Origin of the sequence: uncultured Sutterella sp. (assembly GCF_937923675.1) — a bacterium.
In the GTDB taxonomy this organism is placed as follows: Bacteria; Pseudomonadota; Gammaproteobacteria; order Burkholderiales; family Burkholderiaceae_F; genus Sutterella.
This window is the reverse complement of record NZ_CALDXB010000052.1, coordinates 1-22,599: the sequence shown is the minus strand read 5'-3', so window position 1 is coordinate 22,599 and position 22,599 is coordinate 1. Positions and strand designations below refer to the sequence as shown.

The 22,599-nt window shown below is 61.8% G+C and carries 17 protein-coding genes and 1 pseudogene; 11 read left to right on the top strand and 7 right to left on the bottom strand.

Going from position 1 to position 22,599, the window contains the following annotated elements; translation table 11 throughout:
* Window positions 1-1,959, bottom strand: a complete 1,959-nt coding sequence (tilS, locus tag Q0106_RS06300; RefSeq protein WP_297610408.1) for a tRNA lysidine(34) synthetase TilS — start codon at window positions 1,957-1,959, stop codon at window positions 1-3.
* A 224-nt stretch (window positions 1,960-2,183) separates the two neighbouring features.
* Here tilS and Q0106_RS06295 point away from each other — a divergent pair, with 224 nt between their 5' ends.
* From Q0106_RS06295 to Q0106_RS06280, 4 genes are all read left to right on the top strand, one after another.
* Window positions 2,184-3,065 carry an inositol monophosphatase family protein gene (locus Q0106_RS06295; RefSeq protein ID WP_297610405.1) on the top strand — a complete coding sequence of 294 codons (882 nt, stop codon included), beginning with the start codon at window positions 2,184-2,186 and terminating at the stop codon, window positions 3,063-3,065.
* A gap of 126 nt (window positions 3,066-3,191) precedes the next feature.
* Window positions 3,192-5,870 (top strand): DNA mismatch repair protein MutS, encoded by a 2,679-nt coding sequence (gene mutS / locus Q0106_RS06290; protein ID WP_297610403.1) that lies wholly within the window; start codon window positions 3,192-3,194, stop codon window positions 5,868-5,870.
* A 147-nt stretch (window positions 5,871-6,017) separates the two neighbouring features.
* The gene (locus tag Q0106_RS06285) at window positions 6,018-6,707 is read left to right on the top strand and encodes an FCD domain-containing protein (protein WP_297610400.1); all 690 of its coding nucleotides are present in this window, start codon (window positions 6,018-6,020) and stop codon (window positions 6,705-6,707) included.
* 17 nt (window positions 6,708-6,724) lie between these two features.
* A complete protein-coding gene (locus Q0106_RS06280) occupies window positions 6,725-7,549 on the top strand; it encodes a 4'-phosphopantetheinyl transferase superfamily protein (RefSeq protein WP_297610396.1) in 825 nt (274 codons plus the stop codon).
* Here Q0106_RS06280 and Q0106_RS06275 read toward each other — a convergent pair.
* Complete coding sequence (locus Q0106_RS06275; RefSeq protein ID WP_297610394.1) at window positions 7,540-8,619, bottom strand: BMP family ABC transporter substrate-binding protein; 1,080 nt, start codon at window positions 8,617-8,619, stop codon at window positions 7,540-7,542. The two genes, Q0106_RS06280 and Q0106_RS06275, sit on opposite strands and share 10 nt — an antisense overlap.
* An 11-nt stretch (window positions 8,620-8,630) precedes the next feature.
* Window positions 8,631-10,205 (bottom strand): ABC transporter substrate-binding protein, encoded by a 1,575-nt coding sequence (locus Q0106_RS06270; RefSeq protein ID WP_297610392.1) that lies wholly within the window; start codon window positions 10,203-10,205, stop codon window positions 8,631-8,633.
* Here Q0106_RS06270 and Q0106_RS06265 point away from each other — a divergent pair.
* From Q0106_RS06265 to Q0106_RS06245, 5 genes are all read left to right on the top strand, one after another.
* On the top strand, window positions 10,176-11,336 hold the full coding sequence (locus tag Q0106_RS06265) for an autotransporter outer membrane beta-barrel domain-containing protein (RefSeq protein WP_297610389.1): 1,161 nt from the start codon (window positions 10,176-10,178) through the stop codon (window positions 11,334-11,336). The two genes, Q0106_RS06270 and Q0106_RS06265, sit on opposite strands and share 30 nt — an antisense overlap.
* A 12-nt stretch (window positions 11,337-11,348) precedes the next feature.
* A complete protein-coding gene (locus Q0106_RS06260) occupies window positions 11,349-12,545 on the top strand; it encodes a porin (protein ID WP_297610387.1) in 1,197 nt (398 codons plus the stop codon).
* A 224-nt stretch (window positions 12,546-12,769) separates the two neighbouring features.
* The gene (locus Q0106_RS06255; protein WP_297610385.1) at window positions 12,770-14,320 is read left to right on the top strand and encodes a flavocytochrome c; all 1,551 of its coding nucleotides are present in this window, start codon (window positions 12,770-12,772) and stop codon (window positions 14,318-14,320) included.
* Window positions 14,321-14,583: 263 nt separating this feature from the next.
* Window positions 14,584-14,934: a cytochrome c3 family protein gene (locus Q0106_RS06250; RefSeq protein WP_297610383.1), complete on the top strand. Its 351-nt coding sequence runs from the start codon at window positions 14,584-14,586 to the stop codon at window positions 14,932-14,934.
* A gap of 224 nt (window positions 14,935-15,158) precedes the next feature.
* Window positions 15,159-16,094, top strand: a complete 936-nt coding sequence (locus tag Q0106_RS06245; protein WP_297610381.1) for a DMT family transporter — start codon at window positions 15,159-15,161, stop codon at window positions 16,092-16,094.
* A 2-nt stretch (window positions 16,095-16,096) separates the two neighbouring features.
* On the opposite strand, the gene Q0106_RS06240 is transcribed toward Q0106_RS06245, so the two are convergent.
* Window positions 16,097-16,933 (bottom strand): DNA-processing protein DprA, encoded by an 837-nt coding sequence (locus Q0106_RS06240; protein ID WP_297610379.1) that lies wholly within the window; start codon window positions 16,931-16,933, stop codon window positions 16,097-16,099.
* A gap of 330 nt (window positions 16,934-17,263) precedes the next feature.
* On the opposite strand from Q0106_RS06240, the gene Q0106_RS06235 reads away from it, so the two are divergent.
* Window positions 17,264-18,682, top strand: coding sequence for a flavocytochrome c (locus tag Q0106_RS06235; protein WP_139688933.1), 1,419 nt, complete (start codon window positions 17,264-17,266; stop codon window positions 18,680-18,682).
* Window positions 18,683-18,911: 229 nt separating this feature from the next.
* Complete coding sequence (gene serB / locus Q0106_RS06230; RefSeq protein ID WP_152157445.1) at window positions 18,912-19,796, top strand: phosphoserine phosphatase SerB; 885 nt, start codon at window positions 18,912-18,914, stop codon at window positions 19,794-19,796.
* Window positions 19,797-19,878: 82 nt separating this feature from the next.
* Here the strand turns inward: serB and Q0106_RS06225 are convergent, their stop codons facing one another.
* From Q0106_RS06225 to Q0106_RS06215, 3 genes and pseudogenes are all read right to left on the bottom strand, one after another.
* Window positions 19,879-21,579, bottom strand: a complete 1,701-nt coding sequence (locus Q0106_RS06225) for a hypothetical protein (protein ID WP_297610375.1) — start codon at window positions 21,577-21,579, stop codon at window positions 19,879-19,881.
* Between the two features lie 194 nt (window positions 21,580-21,773).
* Entirely contained in the window at window positions 21,774-22,199 is a 426-nt protein-coding gene (locus tag Q0106_RS06220) for a GNAT family N-acetyltransferase (protein WP_297610373.1), read from the bottom strand.
* Window positions 22,200-22,283: 84 nt separating this feature from the next.
* Window positions 22,284-22,532 (bottom strand): annotated as a pseudogene (locus Q0106_RS06215) (flavodoxin family protein); the annotation flags it as partial.
* Window positions 22,533-22,599 lie beyond the last annotated feature (67 nt).

The following is a 22,599-nucleotide window of genomic DNA, read 5'->3' as shown; positions in this document are numbered from 1 at the left end:
CTACTCCTTTTGCCCGCCGAGGCGCTTCTGCGCTGCGCGCACGCGTTCCTCGCGCGCGAGGCGTTCGGCCTGCGGGAGCTCAGCGTAATTGGGCACCGCCCGGTCGTCCCAGAGGGAGTGATCCGGATGCCAGCGAAGCTTCACGCGATCAGGGAATTTTGCCGGGTCATCCTGCATCCGCACGTCCATGCCGAGACCGGCCGCAAAGAGCAGTTCGCCGTTGAGCCAGAGGCGGGGCAGGTCGACGCGGGCATAGGCAGGAATCCCCGCCTGGCTGTAGAGGTCCTTCAGGGGCTTCGCAGGCCGCAGCATCCAGAGGCGAAGCTTCGTCTGGCCGCTGCTCGATCGCGCTTCGAGCCGCGCCGTGCGGTCCATGAGCCTCGAGCGCGCAATCCCGGGCTCGCCGGGCTGGCAGGGAATCACTTCAATGACGCCGCCCCAGTCGGGGAGCGCAATATCGCCCGCCTGCGTTCTCACCACCGGGCTCGCCTCCGCGGCAAGCCGCTTCGTGACGACATTGCGGATGACGAGATCCGGCCCCCAACGGCGGATTTCCTTCCCCTGAAGCCGGATGGCAAAGGAGGCGTCGGAATGGGTTTCCCGCACCTGCCGCAGCATGTCCTCGAGCCTTGCCTTCGAGATGGGCCTCAGGCCTTCCGCCGAAAGCCATGCGCGCAGGCACCAGGCCTGGCGGGCCGGGATGAGTTCGAGAAGGCGGAAGATCGAGAGGCCCTTCGGGCGCTCTTCCGACCGGCAGCGTTCCAGGTCGGAGCGGGCAACGCTCTTCAGCACCTCAAGGGCTTCGGCGACAAGCGACACCGATCGCGCCGCCGTGCTTCTGAATCCGGGGCGGATTTTCTCGAGGAGCGGAATGACCTCGTGCCGCACGCGGTTTCTCGCGAACCGGGGGTTTTCGTTATCCGGATCATCGACGTAGCTGATCCGGCGATTGCGCACGTAGCGCTCGATTTCCTTTCTCGGCAGCGCCGCCCAGGGTCTCAGAAGGAAGACGAGACGTCCTTCCTGAACAGCGGGCGCGTCCTCGACCGACGGGGCCGTGAGCTCGCGCACCTCCGGGAAGGCGGCGAGGCCGTCAAGACCCGCTCCGCGCATCCACTGAAGGAGAAAAGTTTCAATCCGGTCGTCCTCGTGGTGCGCTGTGACGACGACGTCAAAGCCTTCCTTCAGGGCATAACGGGCGAGGGCCTTGTAGCGCGCCTCGCGCGCTGCGGCCTCAACGCCCTCGCCTTTTTCGGAAACCCGCACATGAATGCATTCGAACTCCACCGAGCGCTTTTCGCATTCCGAGCGGCAGAGGTCCGCCCACTTGTCGGCATCGGCTTCAAGTCCGTGATGGACGTAGACCGCCCGCATGCCCGCAATCAGCGCCTGGCGCTTTTCATGAAGGAGCCTGGCGGCGACGTCAAGGAGCGCCATCGAGTCGCGTCCGCCCGAAATGGCGATGATGACGCGGACCGGATTGAGGGGCACGAGCGCAAACTCGGGGCTCGAGCGCCCGAGAAGGTGATCGGCCGCTTCCTGGAGCGAATTCCTGAGGAGTTCAGCAAGCTTCTGGCGGAGCAGCGTTCCGCTCGAAACGCTCTTTTTTTCGGCAGACGTCTTCCGTCTTGCCTTCTTTTCTCTCGCCTGCGCTTCCGCCTTTTCAATGAGCGCGAGGTCGGGAAGCTTCGCCGGGCCCGTGCGCGGCGCATTCGGGTCCTTTTCTTCGTCGATCGGCAGAACGGGGAACGCCTCCTCGAATTCAACCGCCTGAACCTTTCCTTCCGGCGTCAGCTGACTTGCCTGAGCCTCAGCATGCGCCTTTTCGCGCACGAGCGCCTCGGCATTGATGCCGCTGCGGCGCCTGCGGGGCTTCACGGCAGCAGATTTCCGCGCGGGCTTCGTTTTGGTCGCAGAAGCACTCTTCTTCGGGGCGGCGGAAGCCTTTTTCTCAGTCATAACGCAAAAACCTGGGGAATGAAGGTATTTTTTCAAGCAGCGGAACTCTAATTCTAGCGGTCCCGATGATGCGCCGAACTGCTTCTCAGACGATCTCCCGCGCGGCAGGAGAAGCCGCCTTTTGTTAGAATCACGCCCCGTTCATGAAAGGGGCTCTCCTGCCGCTCCCATACGGCTTCAGGTCTTCCTTTCGCACCCGTTTTCAATCTATCGAGCTCAAACAAATGCCCACGCCCACGTCGTCGCTTCAGGCTTTCGTTGCCACCGCCACCAAGGCCGCGCGCATGGCCGCGCGCGAAATCAACCGCGCCGCCGAAGACCGCGATCTTCTGGAAATCTCCGATAAAGCCGCAAACGACTTCGTCACCTCGGCGGACAAGGCGGCCGAGTCCGTCATCATCCGCGAGCTCATGTCGGCCTATCCGCACCATGCCGTGCTCTCTGAGGAAGCCGGCCGCACCGGCGACTCGAAGAGCGACTACCTCTGGATCATCGACCCGATCGACGGCACGACGAACTTCATTCACGGACTGCCGCAGTACTGCGTTTCGATCGCGCTCACCTTCCGCGGCGAACCGATCGTCGCCGTCATCTACGACGTCGCGAAGAACGAGCTCTTCACGGCCGCCAAGGGCCAGGGCGCGAAGCTCGACGACCGCCGCATCCGCGTCTCCGAAACGGATGAAATGAGGCGCTCCCTCATCGGCACGGGCTTCCCCTTCCGCCGCGGCTGCGACTTCGACGGCTACCTCGCGGGCTTTCGCCGCGTGGCCGAACGCTCGGCCGGCATCCGCCGCCCCGGCTCTGCCGCGCTCGACCTCGCCTGGGTTGCCTGCGGCCGCTACGACGGCTTCTGGGAACTGAAGCTCAACCCGTGGGACATCTGCGCGGGCGGCCTGCTCGTTCTTGAAGCGGGCGGCCTCATCACCGACCTTGAGGGGGGCGAAAACTGGCTCGAATCCGGCAACGTCTGCGCGGGCAACCCCAAGATCTTCGCGCAGCTTCTCCCGCTCGTCGGCACCATCAAGGCCGAACCCGCGGAAAATGCCGAAAAGCCCGAAGCGAAGGCTCCCCGCCGCACGCTCTCGACCAAAAAGAGCGAATAATTACCTGTGAATCGCCGGGGGCCTGCCCCGGCAGCGACCGTCCGACTCTGATCACCCCCCGAACGCTTCCTGAAGTCCGCGGGGATCCTGAGACCGGACGGTTTTTTGTGAGCGAAACAATCCCCCATGGCAGAAGAAGCTTCCGTTCAGCCCGACTTCAGCAACCCTGAACTCTTCACACCCTCAATGCGGCAGTTTGTTGAGGTGAAGAACCGCTATCCGAAAACGCTCGTGCTCTTTCGGATGGGAGACTTCTACGAAACCTTCTTCGACGATGCCGTCCGCGCCAACCGCCTGATCGGCATCACGCTCACGAAGCGCGGCAAGCTCACCGACGGAACGCCCATTCCGATGGCGGGGATTCCCTTCGTTTCGCTCGACACCTATATTGCAAAGCTCGTGAGGCTCGGCGAAAGCGTCGTCATCGTTGAACAGATGGGGACGCCGGGCAAAGGCATGATCGAGCGCAAGGTGTCGCGCATCGTGACGCCCGGCACCCTCACGGAAACGTCGCTCCTGCCGGAAAAGTCCGATTCGACGCTTCTCGCGATCGACTGGCCGAAGAAGAAGGCGGAACCCTTCGGCTTCGTCTGGCTCACGCTCTCAAACGGCGACTTCCGGGCTGAAGAAGTCTCTGCCGACGCCTTTGCAAGCGCCATTTCGCGCATCCACCCCTCGGAAGTGCTCGTTGCTGAATCCCGCCGTCAGGCGCTTCGCGAGGCGCACCCCGAACTCGTCGTTTCCTCGCTTCCCAACTGGCACTTCGACGGCAGGCGCGGGGCGGAAATGCTCTGCAGCACCTTCGGGCTCGCGAACCTCGATGCCTGGGGCGTGTCGGGCAAAAACACCATCCTTGCCGCGGCCAATGCGCTCCTCGACTACACGGCGGAAACGCAGGTCGACCTCATGCCCTTCATCGAGCCCCTGAAGCTCGTGAAGGAAAGCGAATTCGTCGTGCTCGATCCGTCGACCCGGCGCAACCTTGAAATCGATCAGAGCCTCTCGCCCTTGGGCGACGGGCCGACCCTTTTTTCGGTGCTCGACCACTGCGCCACCGCGATGGGAAGCCGTGAGCTGCGCCGCTGGCTCAATCAGCCCGTACGCGACAAAAAGCTCGCCGAGATTCGTCAGGAAGCGATCGGAAGCATTCTCTCAACGGAAAGGCTCCTCGAAAACCTCCGCACGGGCTTGAATACGCTCCCCGACGTCGAGCGCATTTCGAGCCGCATTGCGCTCGGCACCGTCCGTCCGCGCGAGCTCGCGTCGCTGAGAGACGCCCTGCCCCGCATCGACTCGCTTGAAAAGTGGCTTTCCGCTCAGCCGCTCGAATTCTTTGCGGCCTTAGGCGAAAGCCTCAGGCTTCCCGCCATGATCGGGGAGCTTCTCAACAAAGCGCTCCTTCCCGAACCCGCGGTGCTCCTGCGCGACGGCGACGTGATCGCCTCGAGCTACAGCACGGAGCTCGCTGAACTGAGGCACTTCAGAGACGACACGAGCCGCATTCTTCTCGAAATGGAGGAGCGCGAGCGGGCCGCTACGAAGCTTCAGACCCTTCGCGTTCAGTACAACAAGGTGTCGGGCTTTTACATCGAAGTCTCAAAGACCGCCGCGGACCGCGTGCCTGCCCGCTACCAGAGAAAGCAGACCCTCAAGAACAGCGAACGCTTCATCACGCCCGAACTCAAGGAGCTCGAGGACCGCATTCTCTCCGCGCGCGAGCGCGCGCAGACGCTTGAAAAGGCGCTCTACGACGATCTCGTCGCGAAGCTCGGGGAACGGGCGGCGGAGCTCCTTGCCGCGGCCAAAGCCATTGCCGAGCTCGATGCCGTGACGGGACTTGCCGAACACGCCGAGTCGCACCGCTGGGTGCGCCCGGTTCTCACCGATCATCCCGGAATCCGCATTGAAAAGGGACGGCACCCGGTCGTCGAAACGACGCTCGAAAGCTTCGTTCCCAACAGCTGCCGCCTTGAGGACGGCCGCCGCATGCTCATCATTACCGGCCCCAACATGGGCGGCAAGTCGACCTACATGCGAAGCGTGGCGCTCATCGTCCTTCTCGCCTGGGCGGGAAGCTTCGTGCCGGCCGAAACGGCGGAGATCGGTCCCGTCGACCGCATTCACACCCGCATCGGCGCTTCTGACGACCTCGCCCGCGGCCGCTCCACCTTCATGGTGGAGATGACGGAAGCCGCCGCGATTCTCTCGCAGGCTACCGACAAAAGCCTTGTGCTCATGGACGAAATCGGCCGCGGCACCTCAACCTTCGACGGATTGTCGCTTGCCGCCGCGATCGCTCAGGAGCTCGTGCAGAAAACGAGAAGCTTCACGCTTTTCGCCACGCACTACTTCGAGCTCACGACGCTCGCTCAGGAACTGCGCGAAGTGGCGAACGTCCACGTTTCCGCCTCGCAGACGCGCTCGGGCATCGTCTTCATGCATGAAATCTCCGAAGGCGCGGCATCCAAAAGCTACGGCATTGCCGTTGCCCAGCTCGCCGGCATCCCCGCGCATGTCGTGCGCCGCGCCAAGGGTTTTCTCGCAAAGCTCGAGGAGCGCGCCAATACGGTCGATTCGCCCCTGCCGAACCTCTTCGGCGAAAGCCTCCTCATGCCGCCGGAACCGGAACCCGAGGCCGGGGACGAACCTTGCGCAGCACCGGTCGACCCGGCAATCCTCGCCCTCATCGCACGGATCGGAACCGCCGACATCGACAGTCTTTCGCCCCGCGATGCTCTGAAGCTCCTCTACGAGCTTCAGAACGAAGCCCGCGCGCTCGAAACGCCCGCTGCGGCGACGCTCTGAAAACGGCGCTCTCCCGGCTTTTCGAGCGCGAGGAATTGACGCCAAAAAGCCCTGAGGCCGCGTAGAATGCATTAATTGACTCTTGTCGACAAATCTACGCGCGCCTCCCGGCCCGCTCCCCTCAATATTTCCCTGAAGGTCACTGCTTTGGAACAGAACTATTTGTCCGCCGCCCCCGTTGACGAGGACACGCTTTTCCGCGCCATCCATAAGCACATTCTGCGCCAGGCGAAAGCGGGCGGACGCATTGATACCGAGGCGGAAATCGCCGAACGCTTCAACGTCACGCGCTACAAGGTGAGAAAGGCCCTGGCGGTGCTCTCCCAGATGGGCATTGTCGATCGGGCGCCGAAGCGCGGCATGACGGTGAACGCCATGGGGCCGAAGCACCTCTCCTCGCAGATTCAGGTGCAGATGGACATTGCGAATTTCGACATCCGCGAATTCATCGAGGCTCGCCTTCTGATTGAGGTCAACATCATCCCGCTCTGCGTGCGCCGCATGACGCCGGCCCTTCTCGGACGGCTCGACGACGCCATCTGCCGCATTGAATTGAATGCCGGCAATACGCATGAAGCGGACCGCTGGGACCGTGAATTCCACCTCATTCTGCTTGAATCCTGCGGCAACCGCGTGCTCCAGGTCTTCTCGGCCGCGCTCATCACGTACTTTGAAAAGACGACGCCGCGGCTCCCGCAGAATGATCCGGCCTTCTTCATGAACATCGCCCGTCAGGAGCGCGAGCTGCTTCGCGCCATTCAGCATGGCGATGAAGAGGAAGCCCGGGCGCTTCTCTCGAAGCACCTGCGCGAGCAGGTGGATCTTCTTTCGGCCTGATTCCCTTCCCGACTCCGATGCGGGGCGGCTTTTCCTCAGCGGCGCTTCTCCTCGAGTGGGCGTTCCTGCGCGATGGCTCCTGCGGCCGGTTCGGCATCTCTGAATCCGCTTCCGGCATTCGGGAACCCGACTACAGCCGGCTTCCCGCAGGATTCCAGGCTGAAAATGAAGGCTATCAGCTCCTCGCCGACCGCATCCGGCGGGCTCAGGCGCGCGAATGCCTGCGCACGCTCCTCATCCATTCAGGGACCTTCTCGCCGGAAGGCTGGAACCGCTGGCAGTCGGGAACTTACGGGAAGCCTTCGATTCCCGGTGCGGGCGACTTTTCGCTCACGCATGCCGCCGGTTTTACCGCAGCGCTCCTCGCTCCTGCTCACGCGCAGAAATCTTTCCCCATCCTTGCGGGACTTGATGCCGAATCCCTTGCGCCCGCATCAAGCGGGAGCGAAAGGGATGAGGCCGAGCGCGAGCTTCATGATCTCATGAGCGTCATGACGGCGGACGAACGTGCCTTCATCGAAAGCGCCGCAGACCTTCATGCCGCGCGCTCGCGCGCCTATGCGCTCTGGACGCGAAAGGAAGCCGTGCTCAAGGCGGGCGGCTGGGGGCTGCGCGATGAAATCGCTGATCTGGATGTGCTCGCTTCGCCGCTTTTCTTTCTCGGGCGCTGCTGGCACTGGCAGACGCTCTTGCTGAAGACCGGCAATGAAAGCGTCTGCGAAGCCCTCGAAAGCGCGCGCGAGGCGCTCTCCGGTCCCGGGCCGGAAGTGCGCGCAGTCTGGATCACGGCCGCATCGGACCGCCCCTTCACGCTCCTCAAAGCCTCTGCGGCTCATTCGTAATTGAGCGCTTCGGTGTAGTAGCTCGGATACGGAATCGAGATCGCGCGCTGCACGAGCGAGCGGCGCAGGATATGGAGTTCGTTGAAGAGCGCGTTGACGGTATAGGCCCCGAGATACTCCTTCAGCACCTTCATTTCCGTGAACTCGATCCCGTAGTTGCCGAGATTCATGAGATAGAGGCCGTGGAAGCGATCCCTCACGGCGGCCTCAATGAAGCTGAAGGCCGCACGGTCGTAGTGCTTCAGAAGCGACGTGATGATGTGTCCCGGAAAAAGAGAATCCTGGTCGGAATCGATGCCGATCGCATACTTGTCGGCCAGATCCGCGGCTTCAAGCGCCCCCAGACCCGCTTCGCCCGCATGCGCGAATGTAATGGCGCAGCCGCTCGCATAGAAGTCGAGCGCCACCTCGCGCGCCGCTTCCCTGTCCGTATAGGAATCGATGCTGTCGCGGTGAATGACGAGATCATCCCGGATGAAGTGCGCGCCGAGGCGAAAGCCGAGGAACGTTTCGTCGGACTCTGCATCATCGCCGCCGCTGATCCAGCCCACGGAGGATCCCTCGCGGGCGAAGACGTCGCGCTTGAGCGCCAGGGCCGCGAGCGCACCGCAGATGAAGCCGCCTTCAATCGGCGAAAACATCACCGACATGATGTTGGGATAGATGTTCACGAGCGGCACGCCCATGATGCCGAACTTCACGTCGGGGTACCGCCTCGCATGAAAGACGAGCGGTACCGTGAATTCGCTCCCGAGACAGATGATCATATCGGGATGACACTCCTCGAGCACGCGCCCCATGTCCTCGTAAATCAGATCGCGCGAGCGCATCTCGCAGCAGGCGTAGGAAATGCGGTACTGCTTTCGCGCGCGCTCGAGCCCCTCGATAAGAAGCTTCATGAGGGGCGCCTCCTCCGACCATCCCGGAGACATCAGGTAGCGCACAACAAGAGGCCTGACGCGCTCCTCAATCGGCGTCACCCGCTTCGTATTCCAGATCATGGCGCTTGCAGGCCTCGAGGCTGCGGCAAGACCGAGACCAGCGGCGGTAAATAATCGTCGTCTCTGCATGGCATCCTTCCTCAGACCGAGTCCGGCACGTCGACCGCTACGGAACCCATCGGAAGCTCCGAATTCGAGGCGTTCCCGTGATAGAAATAAGCGCTGTTTTCCGTGGGTTCATGGAGTATTCCGATCGTGAGCGGCGTGCGTCCCGCCCAATAGAGGTCGGTCGCGCTTTGAATGGCGCTGCGGATGCGCTCCGGACGGAAGGAATCCGCACGCCCGAGGCTGTCGGCAAGAAGCTTCACGGCCATATACGAGTGACTCGCGTCGAGGAGCGCATAGCTCTGCTGATCGCTCGTGATGGGAACGCCGTAGCGCCCTGCTGCCGCCCTTGCTTTTTCGAGCCAGCCGGGAACCCCTTCATCCGCGCGGTTGAATGCGGAAAAGCTGAAGACGCGCCTCAGCATCTCCCGGTCATCCTTCCAGTAGGGCTCTTCGCGGTATTCATCCCAGACGATGAGATCGCACTTCATCTCCCGGTCGCAGAACTGCAGAATTCCGATCGACTGGCGATCCCCGCGGGCCGGAAAGAGGATCGTATCCGTGCCGTAGGCTTCCGCCATGGCGAAATAAGCCCAGAGCGACATGGTGCCCCGGGGGTAGACGATCTCACGGTACTCAAGGTCTCCGTCAGCGTCGAAGGAGTTTCTGAAGCCGTTCGAAACCGCCTGCTCCTCGACATTACCTTCCTCAATGAGGGCTGCTACCCGGCGGCCTCCCTTCTGAGCCGTCATCAGTCCGCACGCCGCCCCGAGCGATCCGGCATCGAGGTTCAGGCGGAAAATCCAGGGCCGGATGCTGCCGTCGGGCGCAAAGCAGAGTCCCGGGCGCTTCGCCTTCGTGGAGATGTACGGGATCCCGGCGCCGTCTGCGCGCGGGATGCAGTGCATCGCCTGCTCCGACGTTCCGGCGCCGATGATGGCGACGAAGCTTTCAGAAACCTTCTGGATGGAATCCATGGCGATTCTCGTCATCTCCATGTCGCTTTCGCAATCGAGCACGTTCACCACCATGCGGCGGCCGAGGACGCCCCCCGCGGCATTGATTTCCTCCGCCGCAAAAAGAGCCATGGCCGCATGCCTGCGGCCGGCGACGGCATCAAGCCCTGTTTCGTTCACGAGAAGCGCCACATTGAAAACGCGCTGACGCCTGAGAGCCTCCCGCTCTCCGGGCGACGTCAAAAAGCCCGATACGCTCCCGAGATGCTCGGTCGGCGCATCAGCCATAGCCATGCCGGACGCGGCAGCGGCTGCTGCAAAGGTTTCCAGTAATCGGCGCTTTGTCATGTAGAAATTATCAACTCTTCGAAAACGGGCCGGCGCGCGGGCTTCAATGCGCCCCGGCACGTATTTTTCGCCCATTGCCCGAACCGGATACTTTTCGCGCTCGTCGTATATCAGAAGCTCCGGCGGAATGCGCGCGGAAAAGTCGAGCACGTCCCTGTCGAGGAAGGGATAGCGCCCCGTAATGCCCTGAGACATGAGCACGCGGTCGCCGTGATCGGTGAGTTCGTGGTCTGCGACGCGCAGCTTTGCATCGAGATACGTGCGCTGATTGAGGCGGTGCCTGCCGCGAAGCATCGCGAGATTCACCGGGGGTCTTGCCGTCGCGCTGAAGCGCTTGAATCGCTCCTCACGGCCGGGCTCGACCAGAGCAGTTCCGAGGGCGGCTGCCGCTTCATGAGCCGGCTCTTTGACGAACGCTACGCCTCGAAATCCGAGGCCGTCCGCACCTGGCATCAGGCTGCGGCCCCGGGAGCGATGCTCGGCTATGCCGCAACGGCGCGCCAGGTAACGGACCAGATGCACGGTCAGGTCGAGGAGCGCATCCGCGCCAAGCTCAGCAACCCTGAATTCAGGGATCCGGCACTCACGCCGGCCGCAGGCTCGCTCTGGGCTTCGGTCTGGTACGGCCGGAAGGACGCCGACGGCTTCAACGCAACGGGCGGGTCCGCCGCCTACGACACGGATGCGCGGGGCGCAGTCTTCGGCGTCGACTTCACGCGCGACGCCTGGACCATCGGCGGCGCGCTCCATGCCGGCGCCTTCGATACCGACGGGACGGACGGCGTGAATCTCAAGGGCGAAGGCACCTTCATGGGAGCTTCCTTCTACGGCGCCTATGCGAAGAACGACTGGGCCCTCACGGCTGACCTCGGCGCCGCCCGCTACGACATGGATGTGTCGGGCGGCGTTCTCAGCGGCCTTGCTTTTGAAAGCGTCACCGCAGACATCGATGCCTACTCGCTCTCCGCGGGCTTCAAGGCAGAAAAGCGCATCGCTGAAGCCGGTCCCTTCGGCCTCTCGGCAGACGCGGGCGTGCGGTTCCTTCACTTCCATCAGAGCGACTATTCCGTTGCAGTTTCGGGCGACTCGAGCTTCAGGACTTCAACCGACGACGTAGCGCAGTGGACCTTCCCGATCGGCTTCACGGCCTCCGGCAAGGTGGTTTCCGGAGAATGGACGTTCACACCCAGCGCCGCGCTTCACTATGTGTACGCCGCTGGCGACCGTGCTGAGGAGAGCGAAAGCCGCTTCGCGTTCGGCGTTGCAGGAACGGCCGACTTCTCCGCAGCCTTCACGGACCGCCACAGCATGACGGCAGGCCTCGGACTAGAAGCCAGAACCGACCGCATGGCCTTTGCCTTTACGGCGGGCGCCGACAGCATTTCCTCGAACCAGAAGGCATGGACCGCCGGCATCCGCGCCCAGTTCCTTTTCTAAGGAGGCATGACCATGGACTTATTCGCTTCACGCCTGACAAAACGAACGCTCGCCCTGCTCGGTGCCTTTCTCTGCGCAGGCGCCGCTCAGGCAGCGGACGTTCATCTCTACGGCGTTCTCGATACGGGCTTTCTCTATACGCATGACCGGCTCGAGAACCAGGGCGGGCGCTTCCAGGATGAATACCAGGGCTCTGCCTCGGCCGGATCTCTCGTGATGGAATCGAGCATCAACTACGGCTCCCGCTTCGGCCTCAAGGGTTCCGAAGAGCTCTCCCCCGGAGTGCGCCTCGGGTTCGTCCTTGAGAGCGGCATCATGACGGATTCCGGTGAATTCAAAACCGCCAGCCGGATCTTCGACCGCGAGGCGCAGCTCTATATCGAGGGCAGCCTCGGGCGCATCGCGTTCGGGCGCATCGGCCCTGTCTCAGGGAGCATCGGCGCCTACCATCAGCTGACGCTCCGTGGCGACGCGCTCGACGGGGGCTACTACTGGCTCACGCGAAACGTCTACGACAACATGGTGACCTACGTGTCGCCCGATTTTGCGGGCGCAAAGGCCTACCTCCAGTACTCGTTCGAAACGAATTCGAGCGCCGGCCTTGAGGGCAATGCGGACGCCGAACGCTATGCGTCGGCCGCCATTACGATCGACCGCGGCCCGCTGCAGGCGGTCGTCATGGCCGACACAATCATGCGCTCGAGCACGGCCGACCCGCGTCTCGGAGACGCCTATTCCGTGGGCTTCGGCGCCAACTACAAAATGGGCGACGTCACGCCCTACCTCGGCTTTCAGCTCGGCCTCAATGAAACGGTCTGGAACTGGGTCGGGTCGTCGAGCTTTCTCTCTGCCAATTACCTCGCGAAGCACAACGTCAGCGGGGTCGTCGGGCAGTTTGACGGCTGGAGCACCACGGTCGGGGCGCTCTTTGAAAACATGCCCGGAACGCCCGGCGCCAACATTCAGGCCGCAGTCTTCTACGGCAAGGCCGACGGCGAAATCTTCAACGCCGGCAGGGTGACGGAAAAAGCCGCCTTCGAAGAGGATCTCGAAAAGTACGGCTTCATCGCGATGTACATCTTCCCGCTCAGCAAGAAGGCGCTCGTCTACGCGGGCGGCGCCTACACGGCGGAGAGGATGGAGCGAAGCGGCGCCGACATCGACCACGACACCTGGCAGACCGCTGCCGGCATGGCGATCGCCTTCTGACGAAAGCCTCGGCAAGAGAAGACATTGCTTCAGAGCCCGTACGGATCAGGCCCGTACGGGCTTTTTTTCATCCGATTTTCTATCCGCCTATACCAAGGTATAGCTGCACGCTTTCAGAGATCCTTCAGAATTACTTCCATCACGGATGCGGATTTGACCTCTCCGCAAGCGGATCCGGAAGACGCCGGGACGGCGGCTTCCATCAACCTTCAAAGGAAAACACAATGTCCGAACTGAATCTCGCCCGCCGCAGCCTCCTCAAGACCGGCGCTGCCATGGCCGCCACTCTGATGGCGAGCGCTGCCGCCAATGCCGGCATTCCTGCTGCTCAGGTGAAGAAGTATGACGCCGAATACGACGTCGTCATCATCGGCTCCGGCTTCGCCGGCATGGCCTGCGCCCTCAAGGCTGCCCGCGGCGGCAAGAAGGTTCTCATGCTTGAGAAGATGCCGGTCGTCGGCGGCAACTCCGCCATCTGCGGCGGCAACGTCGCCTGCCCGGTCAACCCCGTGCAGAAGGCCCAGGGCATCAAGGACAGCAAGGAGCTCTTCATTGAAGACTGCCTGAAGGACGGTCTCGGCCTCAACTACACGAACCTCCTCGGCGTCATCGCCGACCGCTGCAACGACACGATCAAGTTCGTTGAGGAAACGGGCGCCGAATTCGTTCCCAACAAGATGCTCTTCGAAGCCGGCCACTCGGTTCCGCGCTCCTATGAGATTAAGGCCGGTACGGGCTCTGGCTACATCCGCCCGATGTACGAAGCCATCAAGAAGGAAAAGAACGTCACGGTTCTTACCCGCGCCAAGTTCGACGACTTCGTGATGGACGGCGACGCTGTTGTCGGCATCACCTACCGCGAAGGCTATCGCTTCAACCAGAAGCTCCAGTCCGACGACCTCGAGAACAAGACCGGCAAGCAGAAGGTTGTCCGCGCGAAGCTCGGCGTCATGCTCGCCGCCGGCGGCTTCTCCCGCGACATCTGGTTCCGTCAGGTCCAGGATCCTCGCGTTGTTCCGACCACGGACTCCACGAACCAGCCTGGCGCCACGGCCGGCGTTCTCGTGAAGGCCCTCGGCATCGGCGCTGCTCCGGTTCAGCTCTGCTGGCTGCAGTTCCTCCCCTACACCAACCCGCGTGAAAAGGGCTTCGGCGTTTCCGTCAACTTCACGAACCACGCCTGCATGGACTACGGCATCGTCGTCGACCGCAAGACGGGCCTTCGCTTCATGGACGAACACGCCGGCCGCAAGATCAAGTCCGACGCCCTCTTCAAGGTCATCGGCGCTGATGAAAACTACCCGATCGCCATTGCCGACGATGCGATCGTCAAGTCGATCAACCCGAACTTCGTCAAGCTCCCGCTCGAAATGGGCACGGTGAAGAAGTTCAACACGCTCGACGAGCTCGCCGACTACTTCAAGATCAACAAGAAGCCGTTCCTTGAACAGGTTGCCCGCTACAACGAGTTCATCAAGAAGGGCGAGGATCCGGAATTCCACCGCAACCTCAAGTTCAGCAACGGTCTTGATGTTTCGAAGGCTCCGTTCTACGGCATTGAAGTCGCTCCGAAGATCCACCACACGATGGGCGGCGTCATGATCAACGAAAAGGCTCAGGTCATTTCCGCGACGACGCACCAGCCGATCAAGGGCCTCTTCGCCGGCGGCGAAGTGACGGGCGGCGTGCACGGCGCCTCGCGCCTCGGCACGGTGGCCGTGATCGATGCTCTCACCTTCGGCATGATCGCCGGTGAAGAGTTCGCCAAGATGTAATTCAAGCCCCTTCCTTTGAAGTCCTGCCCGGAGAGCTGAGCGCTCTCCGCTTCTCCGGGCAGCCGCTCTTCAGAAGTACCGGCTGAATCACCTTGCGAGCCGGGGCCCTTCCCGGGCGCCCGGCTTTCTTATTCCCTGACGAAGCCCTCGGTTCGTTAGAGGAAACCTTTAAAAATCATTTAGTTCGGAAACCTCCTGCCAGGGATCAGCGCTTCAAGGCCGCTTTCCCTGATTTCCGAATGACCTTCCCATCAGGCCCCAGAATGTTCCGCTCTCTCCTTACTGCCGTTGCTGCCACGGCCATCCTGCTCGGCAGCGCCGCTTCCGCCCAGGCGGGCGAAAAGCTCGCCGAACAGCACATCAAAGCCGGCCTTCAGTGCCAGACCTGCCACGGTCAGGACATGAAGAATCCCGAGATGCCGACGATCGAAACCTGCACGGGCTGCCACAACACCAAGCAGCTCGTCGCGAAGACGAAGAACGTCAAGCCCACCAATCCGCATGTCTCGCCGCACTACGGCGACACGCTCGAATGCACGAACTGCCACCTGATGCATCAGGAAAGCGAAAACTACTGCAATCAGTGCCACGAGTTCAACTTCAAGGTGAAGTAACCGCGCGAAACCCAATCTCTTCTTCTCTCCTTTCTCTTGCTCCCGCCGGCGCGAACCGCTTCGGCGGGATTTTTTTCGCTTTCTTTCGAGGAACCCGCAAGCCGCAAAAGAGCCCCCTGTCAGACTTCATCCCACCGGCAAAAGACGTCCCGGAACAAGGCTTCATTCTGCCTGAGGCGTATAGTTGCGCTCTTTGCCTTCAAATTCTCAGCCTCGATTCCGTCATGGCTCTCCCCACTGCTCCCGTCCGCCGCCCCATCGACCTGCGCGCCTTTCTCATCTGCGTTCTCCTTTCCATGACCTGGGGCATGCAGCAGACTGCCATCAAGGCAGCCGGCACGGACATCAGTCCGATGCTGCAGGTCGGCCTGCGCTCCGCTGCGGCGGCGATTCTGCTTCTCATCGCGAACCGCTTCTTCCTTCATGAGAAATGGAACTGGAACGTCCGGTTCCGCGACGTAGCCCTGGTGGGCCTCGGCTTTGTGGGCGAATTCTTCTTCGTCGCCGAAGGCCTCCGCTTCACGACGGCGTCCCACATGTCGGTGCTCCTCTATACGGCGCCTTTATTTGCGGCTGTCGGCCTCTCGATTCGCCTTCCCGAAGAGCGCCTTTCCCTCATTCAGTGGGCGGGACTTTTCGTTGCCTTTGCGGGCATTGTGACGGCCTTCTTCGTGCCGGCCTTCCTCGCGGGTACCTCAGCCGGAAGCGACCTCTGGATCCTCGGCGACTTCCTCGGGCTCCTCTCGGGCGTCTCCTGGGGCCTCACCACCGTTTTCCTGAGAGCGACGACAATGAACAACGCCGCCCCCACGCAGATGCTCTTTTCCCAGCTCATCTTCGCGGCTGCGACCCTCACGCCCATTGCGCTCCTCACCGGCCAGTCGACCTTCATCGGAACGCCCGTCGCCTGGGCGAGCCTGCTCTTTCAGATCTTCATCGTCTCCTTTGCGTCGTATCTGGTCTGGTGCCAGATGCTCAAGGTCTATCTCGCGGCGCGCCTGGGCGTCCTCGTCTTCATGACGCCCTTCTTCGGCGTTCTCTTTTCCGTTCTGCTTCTCGGCGAATCCATCGGGCCGGCATTCATCGCCGGGTCGCTCCTGATGCTCGCCGGCCTTCTCATGGTTCAGGTGCGGCACCTGCCGCGCTTCGGAAAGCACTGACCTCAGAGCCACCAGACGCGGCTCCAGGGCGAGAGGATCTCCTCAACTTCCACTGCATTCTGAGCGACCGCAACAAGCTCCCGGCCGTCGCCGTCCCTGAGATCGCGGGCAAGGAGCGCCTTCGCCCAGGGTTCATTCGCGCACTCGTGCCAGAGGATGACCGGACGGCCGAGACCGAGCGCATAGTCGACCTCAATGAGGGTGCTCGAGCCCGGAGCCGCCGCCATGACGAGCGTTCCGGTGCCGAGCGCAGCAACGATGCGGTTCCTGCGCCTGAGGGACCTCATCCGCTCATTCGGGTCGAATCTCCGGCCTTCGGCCTGAGGCGCTTCGGAAAGCGCGAGCCCCGTCGAGACGATTTCCTCATAGAGCTTCGCATTCTCGGGCGGCCAGGGGAAGGAGAGCGGCGTGCCGAGCACTGCCGCCGTGCGTCCGCGCCGGGATTCATTCGTCCATGCGGCAAGCGCCCCTTCGTGCGCCGCGCGGTCGATTCCGGCAGCAAGCCCCGACACAATGACGGCGCCTCGTGCGGCGAGATCAGACGCAATGAAGGAAGCGGCTTCGCACCGTTCAGCCGATGCATTCCTTGACCCCACAATCGAAACGAGAAGCTGCCGCTCGAGGAGCGAGAGGTCTCCGAGAGCGCAGAGCACCTTCGGCGGATCCGTGAGGGCGTCGAGCGCCTGCGGATAGTCTTCCGACCCGCGCGTGAGAACGCGCGCCCCCTGAGGGAAAGTGAGCGAAAGCTCTTTTCTGAGCTCCGCGACGCTCAGGCCCGATCCGGCTTCGCGCTCCAGTGCATAAAGCGCCTGAAAATCCTCCCGGCTCAGTGACGGCATGTTTTGATTCCTCCGAAAAAAGAACTAGCGGTTCGGGCAGAAATGCCCACTGCGGATAAGCGGGTTTATACGCATTTTCAAGGATGGGAAGTAATGCATGCCTCAAAATTCTCAGCGTTAAGGCGGGAGTTTCTCTTTTGCATGTATCAAAGTCTCTTCAATTTCTGATTCAGTCATACTCTTAAAGAGATAGTAACGTCGTCTAACTTCTCGTCATCCAAATGTTTTCAGGTTAACATTCTGCCGAAAGTTGAATCCTGCGGGATTCATACTCCATTGGGTGCTGTACTCATTTGAAGCGCAGTCCCTCACCTCAAAAGGAAAGAAAAGATGAAGAAGATTCTGGTTGCCGCTGCCGTCATGGCCTGCTTCGGAACTGCCGGTGCCGCTGAAGACATCAATGTCGACGTTGCGGTTATCGGCGCGGGCGGCGCCGGCCTTTCGGCTGCTGTTCAGGCTAACGAACTCGGCGCCAAGGTTGTCGTTGTTGAAAAGATGGCGATGGTCGGCGGCAACACCGTCCGCGCCGCTGGCGGCCTGAACGCCACGGAAACGGCTCTGCAGAAGGCCAAGGGCACGAAGGACTCCGTCGAAATCATGTATTTCGACACGATGAAGGGCGGCCACTGGCTCAACGACCCGGCGCTCGTGCGCACGCTCGCCGAGAAGTCTGCCTCCTCCGTTGACTGGCTCCTCGCCCACGGCGGCGATCTTCGCGACGTCGGCCTGATGGCCGGCGCCACCTTCCCGCGCACGCACCGTCCGACCGGCGGCGCGCTCGTCGGCCCGGAAGTCGTCCGCACCCTCTACACGGCTGCCAAGGCTGAGAAGATCGACATCCGCACCAACACCCAGGCCACCAAGATCCTCACGGACAAGACCGGCCGCGTGACGGGCATCCAGGTGAAGGATAAGAACGGCACCTACACGATTCACTCCAAGGCGGTCGTGAACGCTGCCGGCGGCTTCGGCGCCAACAACGAACTCGTTTCGAAGTATGTGCCGCGCCTCAAGGGCTTTGCCACGACGAACCATCCGGGCGCCACTGGCGATGGTCTCCTCCTTGCCGAGAAGATCGGCGCCAACCTGATCCAGATGGACCAGATTCAGACGCACCCGACCGTTGTGCCTAAGGTTGGCGAAATGATCACCGAAGCCGTCCGCGGCAACGGCGCCATCCTCGTCAACAAGGAAGGCAAGCGCTTCTTCAACGAACTTCAGACGCGCGATGCGGTTTCCGCCGCCATCCTGAAGCAGAAGGACGGCATCGCCTACCTCTTCTTCGACTCCGACATGCAGAAGTCCCTCAAGGCGACGAACGGCTACATCAAGCAGCCCTACTGCCTCACGGGCGCTACGCTCGACGAGATCGCCGGCAAGATGGGCGTTCCCGCTGCTGACCTCAAGGCCACGATGGACGCCTGGAAGGCCGGCAAGGCTGCCAACAAGGATGCCTTCGGCCGCGCCGACATGCCGCGCGACCTCGACAAGGGCCCCTTCTACGCGATCGCCGTTACCCCGGCTGTCCACCACACGATGGGCGGCATCAAGATTGACCCGCTCACCCAGGTCTACAACGTGAAGGGCCAGGTTATTCCGGGCTTCTTCGCTGCCGGTGAAGTCACGGGCGGCGTCCATGGCGGCAACCGCCTCGGCGGCAACGCTCAGGCCGACATCGTGACCTTCGGCCGCATCGCCGGCCAGCAGGCCTTCATCTTCGCCCGTCAGCTCGACGCCCAGAAGAAGTAATGGCTGCTCTGCGGGAATTGCCTTCCCCCGCATGAAGAGGATGCACGGCCTCTGAAAGCAGAGAAAGCAAAGCCCGCACGGTCGCATGCGATCACGAAAGCCCGCGAGTTCATTTCAGAACCGCGGGCTTTTCATTTCCGTCGGTTGCAGAGCGACTGCGCTAGACTCCTCAGACATCCCGCGCGGAGACGACTGGCCGCGCATCGAGAAATTCAAAAGGAATCCCCCCATGCTCGACATTGTGATCACCGGCGCAGAGCTGGAGCACGATCTGCTCCTCGACCTCACGCATGAAGTGCACCCTGCACGCACGCTTTATCGTCCGTCCGAACCGTCGCTTCGTCTTGAAGATGTCCCCGATGATGCCGACCTCACGCACCTTGAGGCCGAAGCGGCCCGGCACAATGCCGACTTCTTCGTCCTCCCGGCCGGCCTCAGCATCAAGTCCTTCAAGGCATTCTTCTTCGACATGGACAGCACCCTGATCGAAAACGAATGCATCGACGACATGGCCTTTGCCGCGGGCTGCCTCGACGAAGTGCGACAGATGACGAAGGAAGCCATGGAAGGAAAATGGCCCTTTGCGGAGAACCTTCAGCGCCGCGTGAAGCTCCTCGCGGGCGCGCCGGTGAGCGTTGTGGACCATTCAGTGGAAGCCGCGCGCTTTTCCGTCGGCGCGGAAGTCCTCATGAAGTTTGCGCGCCGCAACGGCCTCGCGCTCTACGTTGTTTCCGGGGGCTTCACGCTCATCACGCGCCCCATCGCCAAGAAGCTCGGCATGACGGGCGCCGTAAGCAACGAGCTCGTCATTGAAAACGGGCTTCTCACCGGCGATGTTGTCGGTCCTGCCGGCGGCAGAATCCTTGACGCCAGAGGCAAGCGCCGCGCGGTTGAAGTGCTCTCGCAGCTCCACGGCGCATCCCTGAGCGAAGTCCTCTGCTGCGGCGACGGCGCTAATGACGTTGAAATGATCCGCTCGGCGGGCCTCGGCGTCGCCTTCCATGCGAAGCCCGTCGTGCAGCAGCTTGCGCGCTACCGCATCAATCATTCGGGACTTGACGCCATCATGCTCTTCTTCCGCGAATCCTGGAGGGATGCGCTCCCCTTCGCGTAATTTGCCGGAGCATTCAAGCGTTCCATTCCGCGGATATGATTCGGGCGGGAGATCTCTTCGCGAGGTCTTCCGCCCGTCTTCATCAGAGCGTGACGCTCTTGATCAGCTTTTCGGCCCTGGCCCTCAGGTCCTCAATTTCCTTCGAATAGCGCTTCAGCTTGCGGACGGCTTCCTCGGCGTTCTCAACGCCTGCGTCGCGGTCAGGAAGCGGAATCAGAAGATTTTCGAGATCTTCGGAGCGCACCTGCGGCACCGCCGTATTGCTCGACATGCGTTCATATCGTCCGCGGACCGGCGCGCACTGAAGGCAGCGCAGGATGTAGGCGGGAGACTCTACCGGGCTGTCCGCACGCAGCCTCAGAATCACGAAGAGCTGGCCGGCCACCCAGCGCTCCTTCTTCGGGACGGAGTCGACGAGCGCAATTGAACCGAGGCGTCCGCGCTGCGTAAAGATGATGTCGCCCGGCAGGATCGCCTGCTTCTCAATGCGGCGCGCCTGCGTATGATCCTCCGGATCAATCCTGATGCGCTTCCTCGGACGGCGCAGAATTCCGCACTCATTGATGTCGTTCGGAATCGCTTCGTACACGATGTCCTTCTCGTCCGCCGAATCGCAGTCCGGGCCCACGGAATGACAGCGGATGATCTCGACGAACGTGGAAAGAGGACGCGAGCCCCGCTCCTCCAAGAGGCTGTCGATCACCTCGTCTCCCGGCGTTTCCACGCGGCTTGTCGTCGAGAGGATGCAGCGGTCGTTGAGAAGCGTGAGGTTTGTTGACCGCACGACGTTGACGCCCTCTGCAGCCTTCCCCCGCATGGCGAGCGAAATGTTCCTGCGGAAATCGTCGGGCCAGGGACGCCGCGTATAGCGAAGCCTCGGCACCGAGATGAGATCCACAACGCTCCCGCCGAACCCCTGCTTCTCGCAGAGCAGAAGTCCAAGCGTTTCAACGCCCGCCTCCACGCCCGTCGCCGAAGGGAAGGAGAGAACGCGCGTGAGGCGCCCAGACCTCAGATACATGGTCTTCAGCTTCTCATCCTCGCCCTGCATTCGATAGAGCATGCCGCCCGAGACAACCGCTGCGACCCGCGAGGGATTTTTGATAAGCGCGTCGGCGTAGTTGAGTTCGTCGATCGTATATTTGCCGACCGGCGGATGGTCCCCCTCGGTATTGGGTTCCGGGATCGTGACGACAGGTCCCTCGAGCGTTGAAAGATCAATGGCGCCGGGCTTGAGGACTGCCGCGCCGACATCGAACTCATAGGCCTTCAGCACGGTGAAGAGGAGCGCAAGGTGCTCGGAAATCGTCGCAAAGCGGACGGCGCGGCCGGAAAGAAGACTCCGGGCGGCGGAGAGAAAGGCGCGCTCCTCACCCACGATCCAGAAGGGCGCCTGAGGCGTCTCTTCAAGAAGCCATCCGGCAACCTCGTCGACGAGTTCCGGACGAAGCGAAAATCTTTTGATGTAGCTTCGTTCATTAAGGCGCAGGAAGGCTTCCAGCGTTTTCGCCGGATTCTTGACGAGATCCCAGGGAAGCCGCCAGGAAATTTCCGCATCAGGAACCGCAATCGACCAGACAAAGTGCTTCAGTTCCGGGACGGCGCTGCAGGCGAGGCTGCTGAATTCCGTCGTCCCGCGGAAAGTAATTTCCGGAACCTCGCCGTTCCCTGCCCGAACGTAGAGGATTGCCGTCAAAACGAGCTGAACTTCGGGGTCAAGCCGCGTCTGCTTGGATAAAGTCTGCCAATAGATGTCTGCCGCACCTGCTTTTTTGATTACCATGTTCCGCTCTTCGCTTTTTTTGACCGGGAGAAACGCTTCCGGCGCCGGGGAGCACGATTTGCCCCTCTCCGGACTGCCGGACAATCCTTCACTAGGGTTAATCCCCCCTATTTTGAGTGATCAAAATAATACTAAATAGCTTCCTCTGACGATAGTACCGGAAAAAAAGTATCTGAATGGCGTTCCCGGGCGCATCAGCCGAGGCGAAGCCGCATGTGAATATGGTCGATGCCGCATTCGTCGAAGACGGCGCCTTCCGCCTTGAAGCCGTACTTCTCATAAAACCCGCGGGCGTGGACCTGCGCATGGAGCGTCACCTCTTTAAGGCCGCTTCCGCGCGCGCACTCGAGCACCGCTTCGAGGAGCTTCGCGCCGACGCCTCGTCCCCGGAAAGGCTTCAGAACGGCGAGGCGGCCGATCCGGCCGTCAGGCGTCAATCGTGCCGTACCGACAACCATATGGCGCGAATCGCGCGCCACAAAATGCGTGCTCACGGGATCGAGCGCGTCGATCTCCTCTTCCTTCGGCACTTTCTGCTCGGCCATGAAAACCATGAGCCTCACGGCTGAGGCCGGGTGCTCAAGCGTCTTCCAGGAGCCTTTTTCGATTGAAATATCCATGACTGCTCTCAAATTTGAAAAAACGGACGGGCGGGCGCGATTGTAGTGAAGCCGGTCCTCCCGGCGAAAGAAAAGAATCTCTGATCAGAGCGTCTTCAGCAGATTCGCAAGTCTTTCCGCATGATCCTTCGCTCTCGCTTCAACCTGAGCGAGATCCTCATCCGTGCTCACGCCCGGAATGAAGAGCATTCCGGCGGAGTAGACCGGCACGGCATTCTTCATGGAGCAGTAGGTCGCCGTCGAGAAAAGCGGTGCGAGAAGATCCTTCACGGTGTAGCCGAGCGCTGCATCGTGCCGATAGGCATCGTCAGGTGCACCCAGCGTGAGGGAGAAGACGGCGGTCTTCCGTTAGCTGGAATCCACCAATTTTACCGGGGTGGTTCCTTTGTTCAGCTCTCTG

What these genes read in the sequence shown, in the direction of transcription:
- tilS (WP_297610408.1), bottom strand. Translation starts at nt 1,959, where the DNA reads ATGACTGAGAAAAAGGCTTCCGCCGCCCCGAAGAAGAGTGCTTCTGCG.
- Q0106_RS06295 (WP_297610405.1), top strand. Translation starts at nt 2,184, where the DNA reads ATGCCCACGCCCACGTCGTCGCTTCAGGCTTTCGTTGCCACCGCCACC.
- mutS (WP_297610403.1), top strand. Translation starts at nt 3,192, where the DNA reads ATGGCAGAAGAAGCTTCCGTTCAGCCCGACTTCAGCAACCCTGAACTC.
- Q0106_RS06280 (WP_297610396.1), top strand. Translation starts at nt 6,725, where the DNA reads ATGCGGGGCGGCTTTTCCTCAGCGGCGCTTCTCCTCGAGTGGGCGTTC.
- Q0106_RS06275 (WP_297610394.1), bottom strand. Translation starts at nt 8,619, where the DNA reads ATGCAGAGACGACGATTATTTACCGCCGCTGGTCTCGGTCTTGCCGCA.
- Q0106_RS06260 (WP_297610387.1), top strand. Translation starts at nt 11,349, where the DNA reads ATGGACTTATTCGCTTCACGCCTGACAAAACGAACGCTCGCCCTGCTC.
- Q0106_RS06255 (WP_297610385.1), top strand. Translation starts at nt 12,770, where the DNA reads ATGTCCGAACTGAATCTCGCCCGCCGCAGCCTCCTCAAGACCGGCGCT.
- Q0106_RS06250 (WP_297610383.1), top strand. Translation starts at nt 14,584, where the DNA reads ATGTTCCGCTCTCTCCTTACTGCCGTTGCTGCCACGGCCATCCTGCTC.
- Q0106_RS06245 (WP_297610381.1), top strand. Translation starts at nt 15,159, where the DNA reads ATGGCTCTCCCCACTGCTCCCGTCCGCCGCCCCATCGACCTGCGCGCC.
- Q0106_RS06240 (WP_297610379.1), bottom strand. Translation starts at nt 16,933, where the DNA reads ATGCCGTCACTGAGCCGGGAGGATTTTCAGGCGCTTTATGCACTGGAG.
- Q0106_RS06235 (WP_139688933.1), top strand. Translation starts at nt 17,264, where the DNA reads ATGAAGAAGATTCTGGTTGCCGCTGCCGTCATGGCCTGCTTCGGAACT.
- serB (WP_152157445.1), top strand. Translation starts at nt 18,912, where the DNA reads ATGCTCGACATTGTGATCACCGGCGCAGAGCTGGAGCACGATCTGCTC.
- Q0106_RS06225 (WP_297610375.1), bottom strand. Translation starts at nt 21,579, where the DNA reads ATGGTAATCAAAAAAGCAGGTGCGGCAGACATCTATTGGCAGACTTTA.
- Q0106_RS06220 (WP_297610373.1), bottom strand. Translation starts at nt 22,199, where the DNA reads ATGGATATTTCAATCGAAAAAGGCTCCTGGAAGACGCTTGAGCACCCG.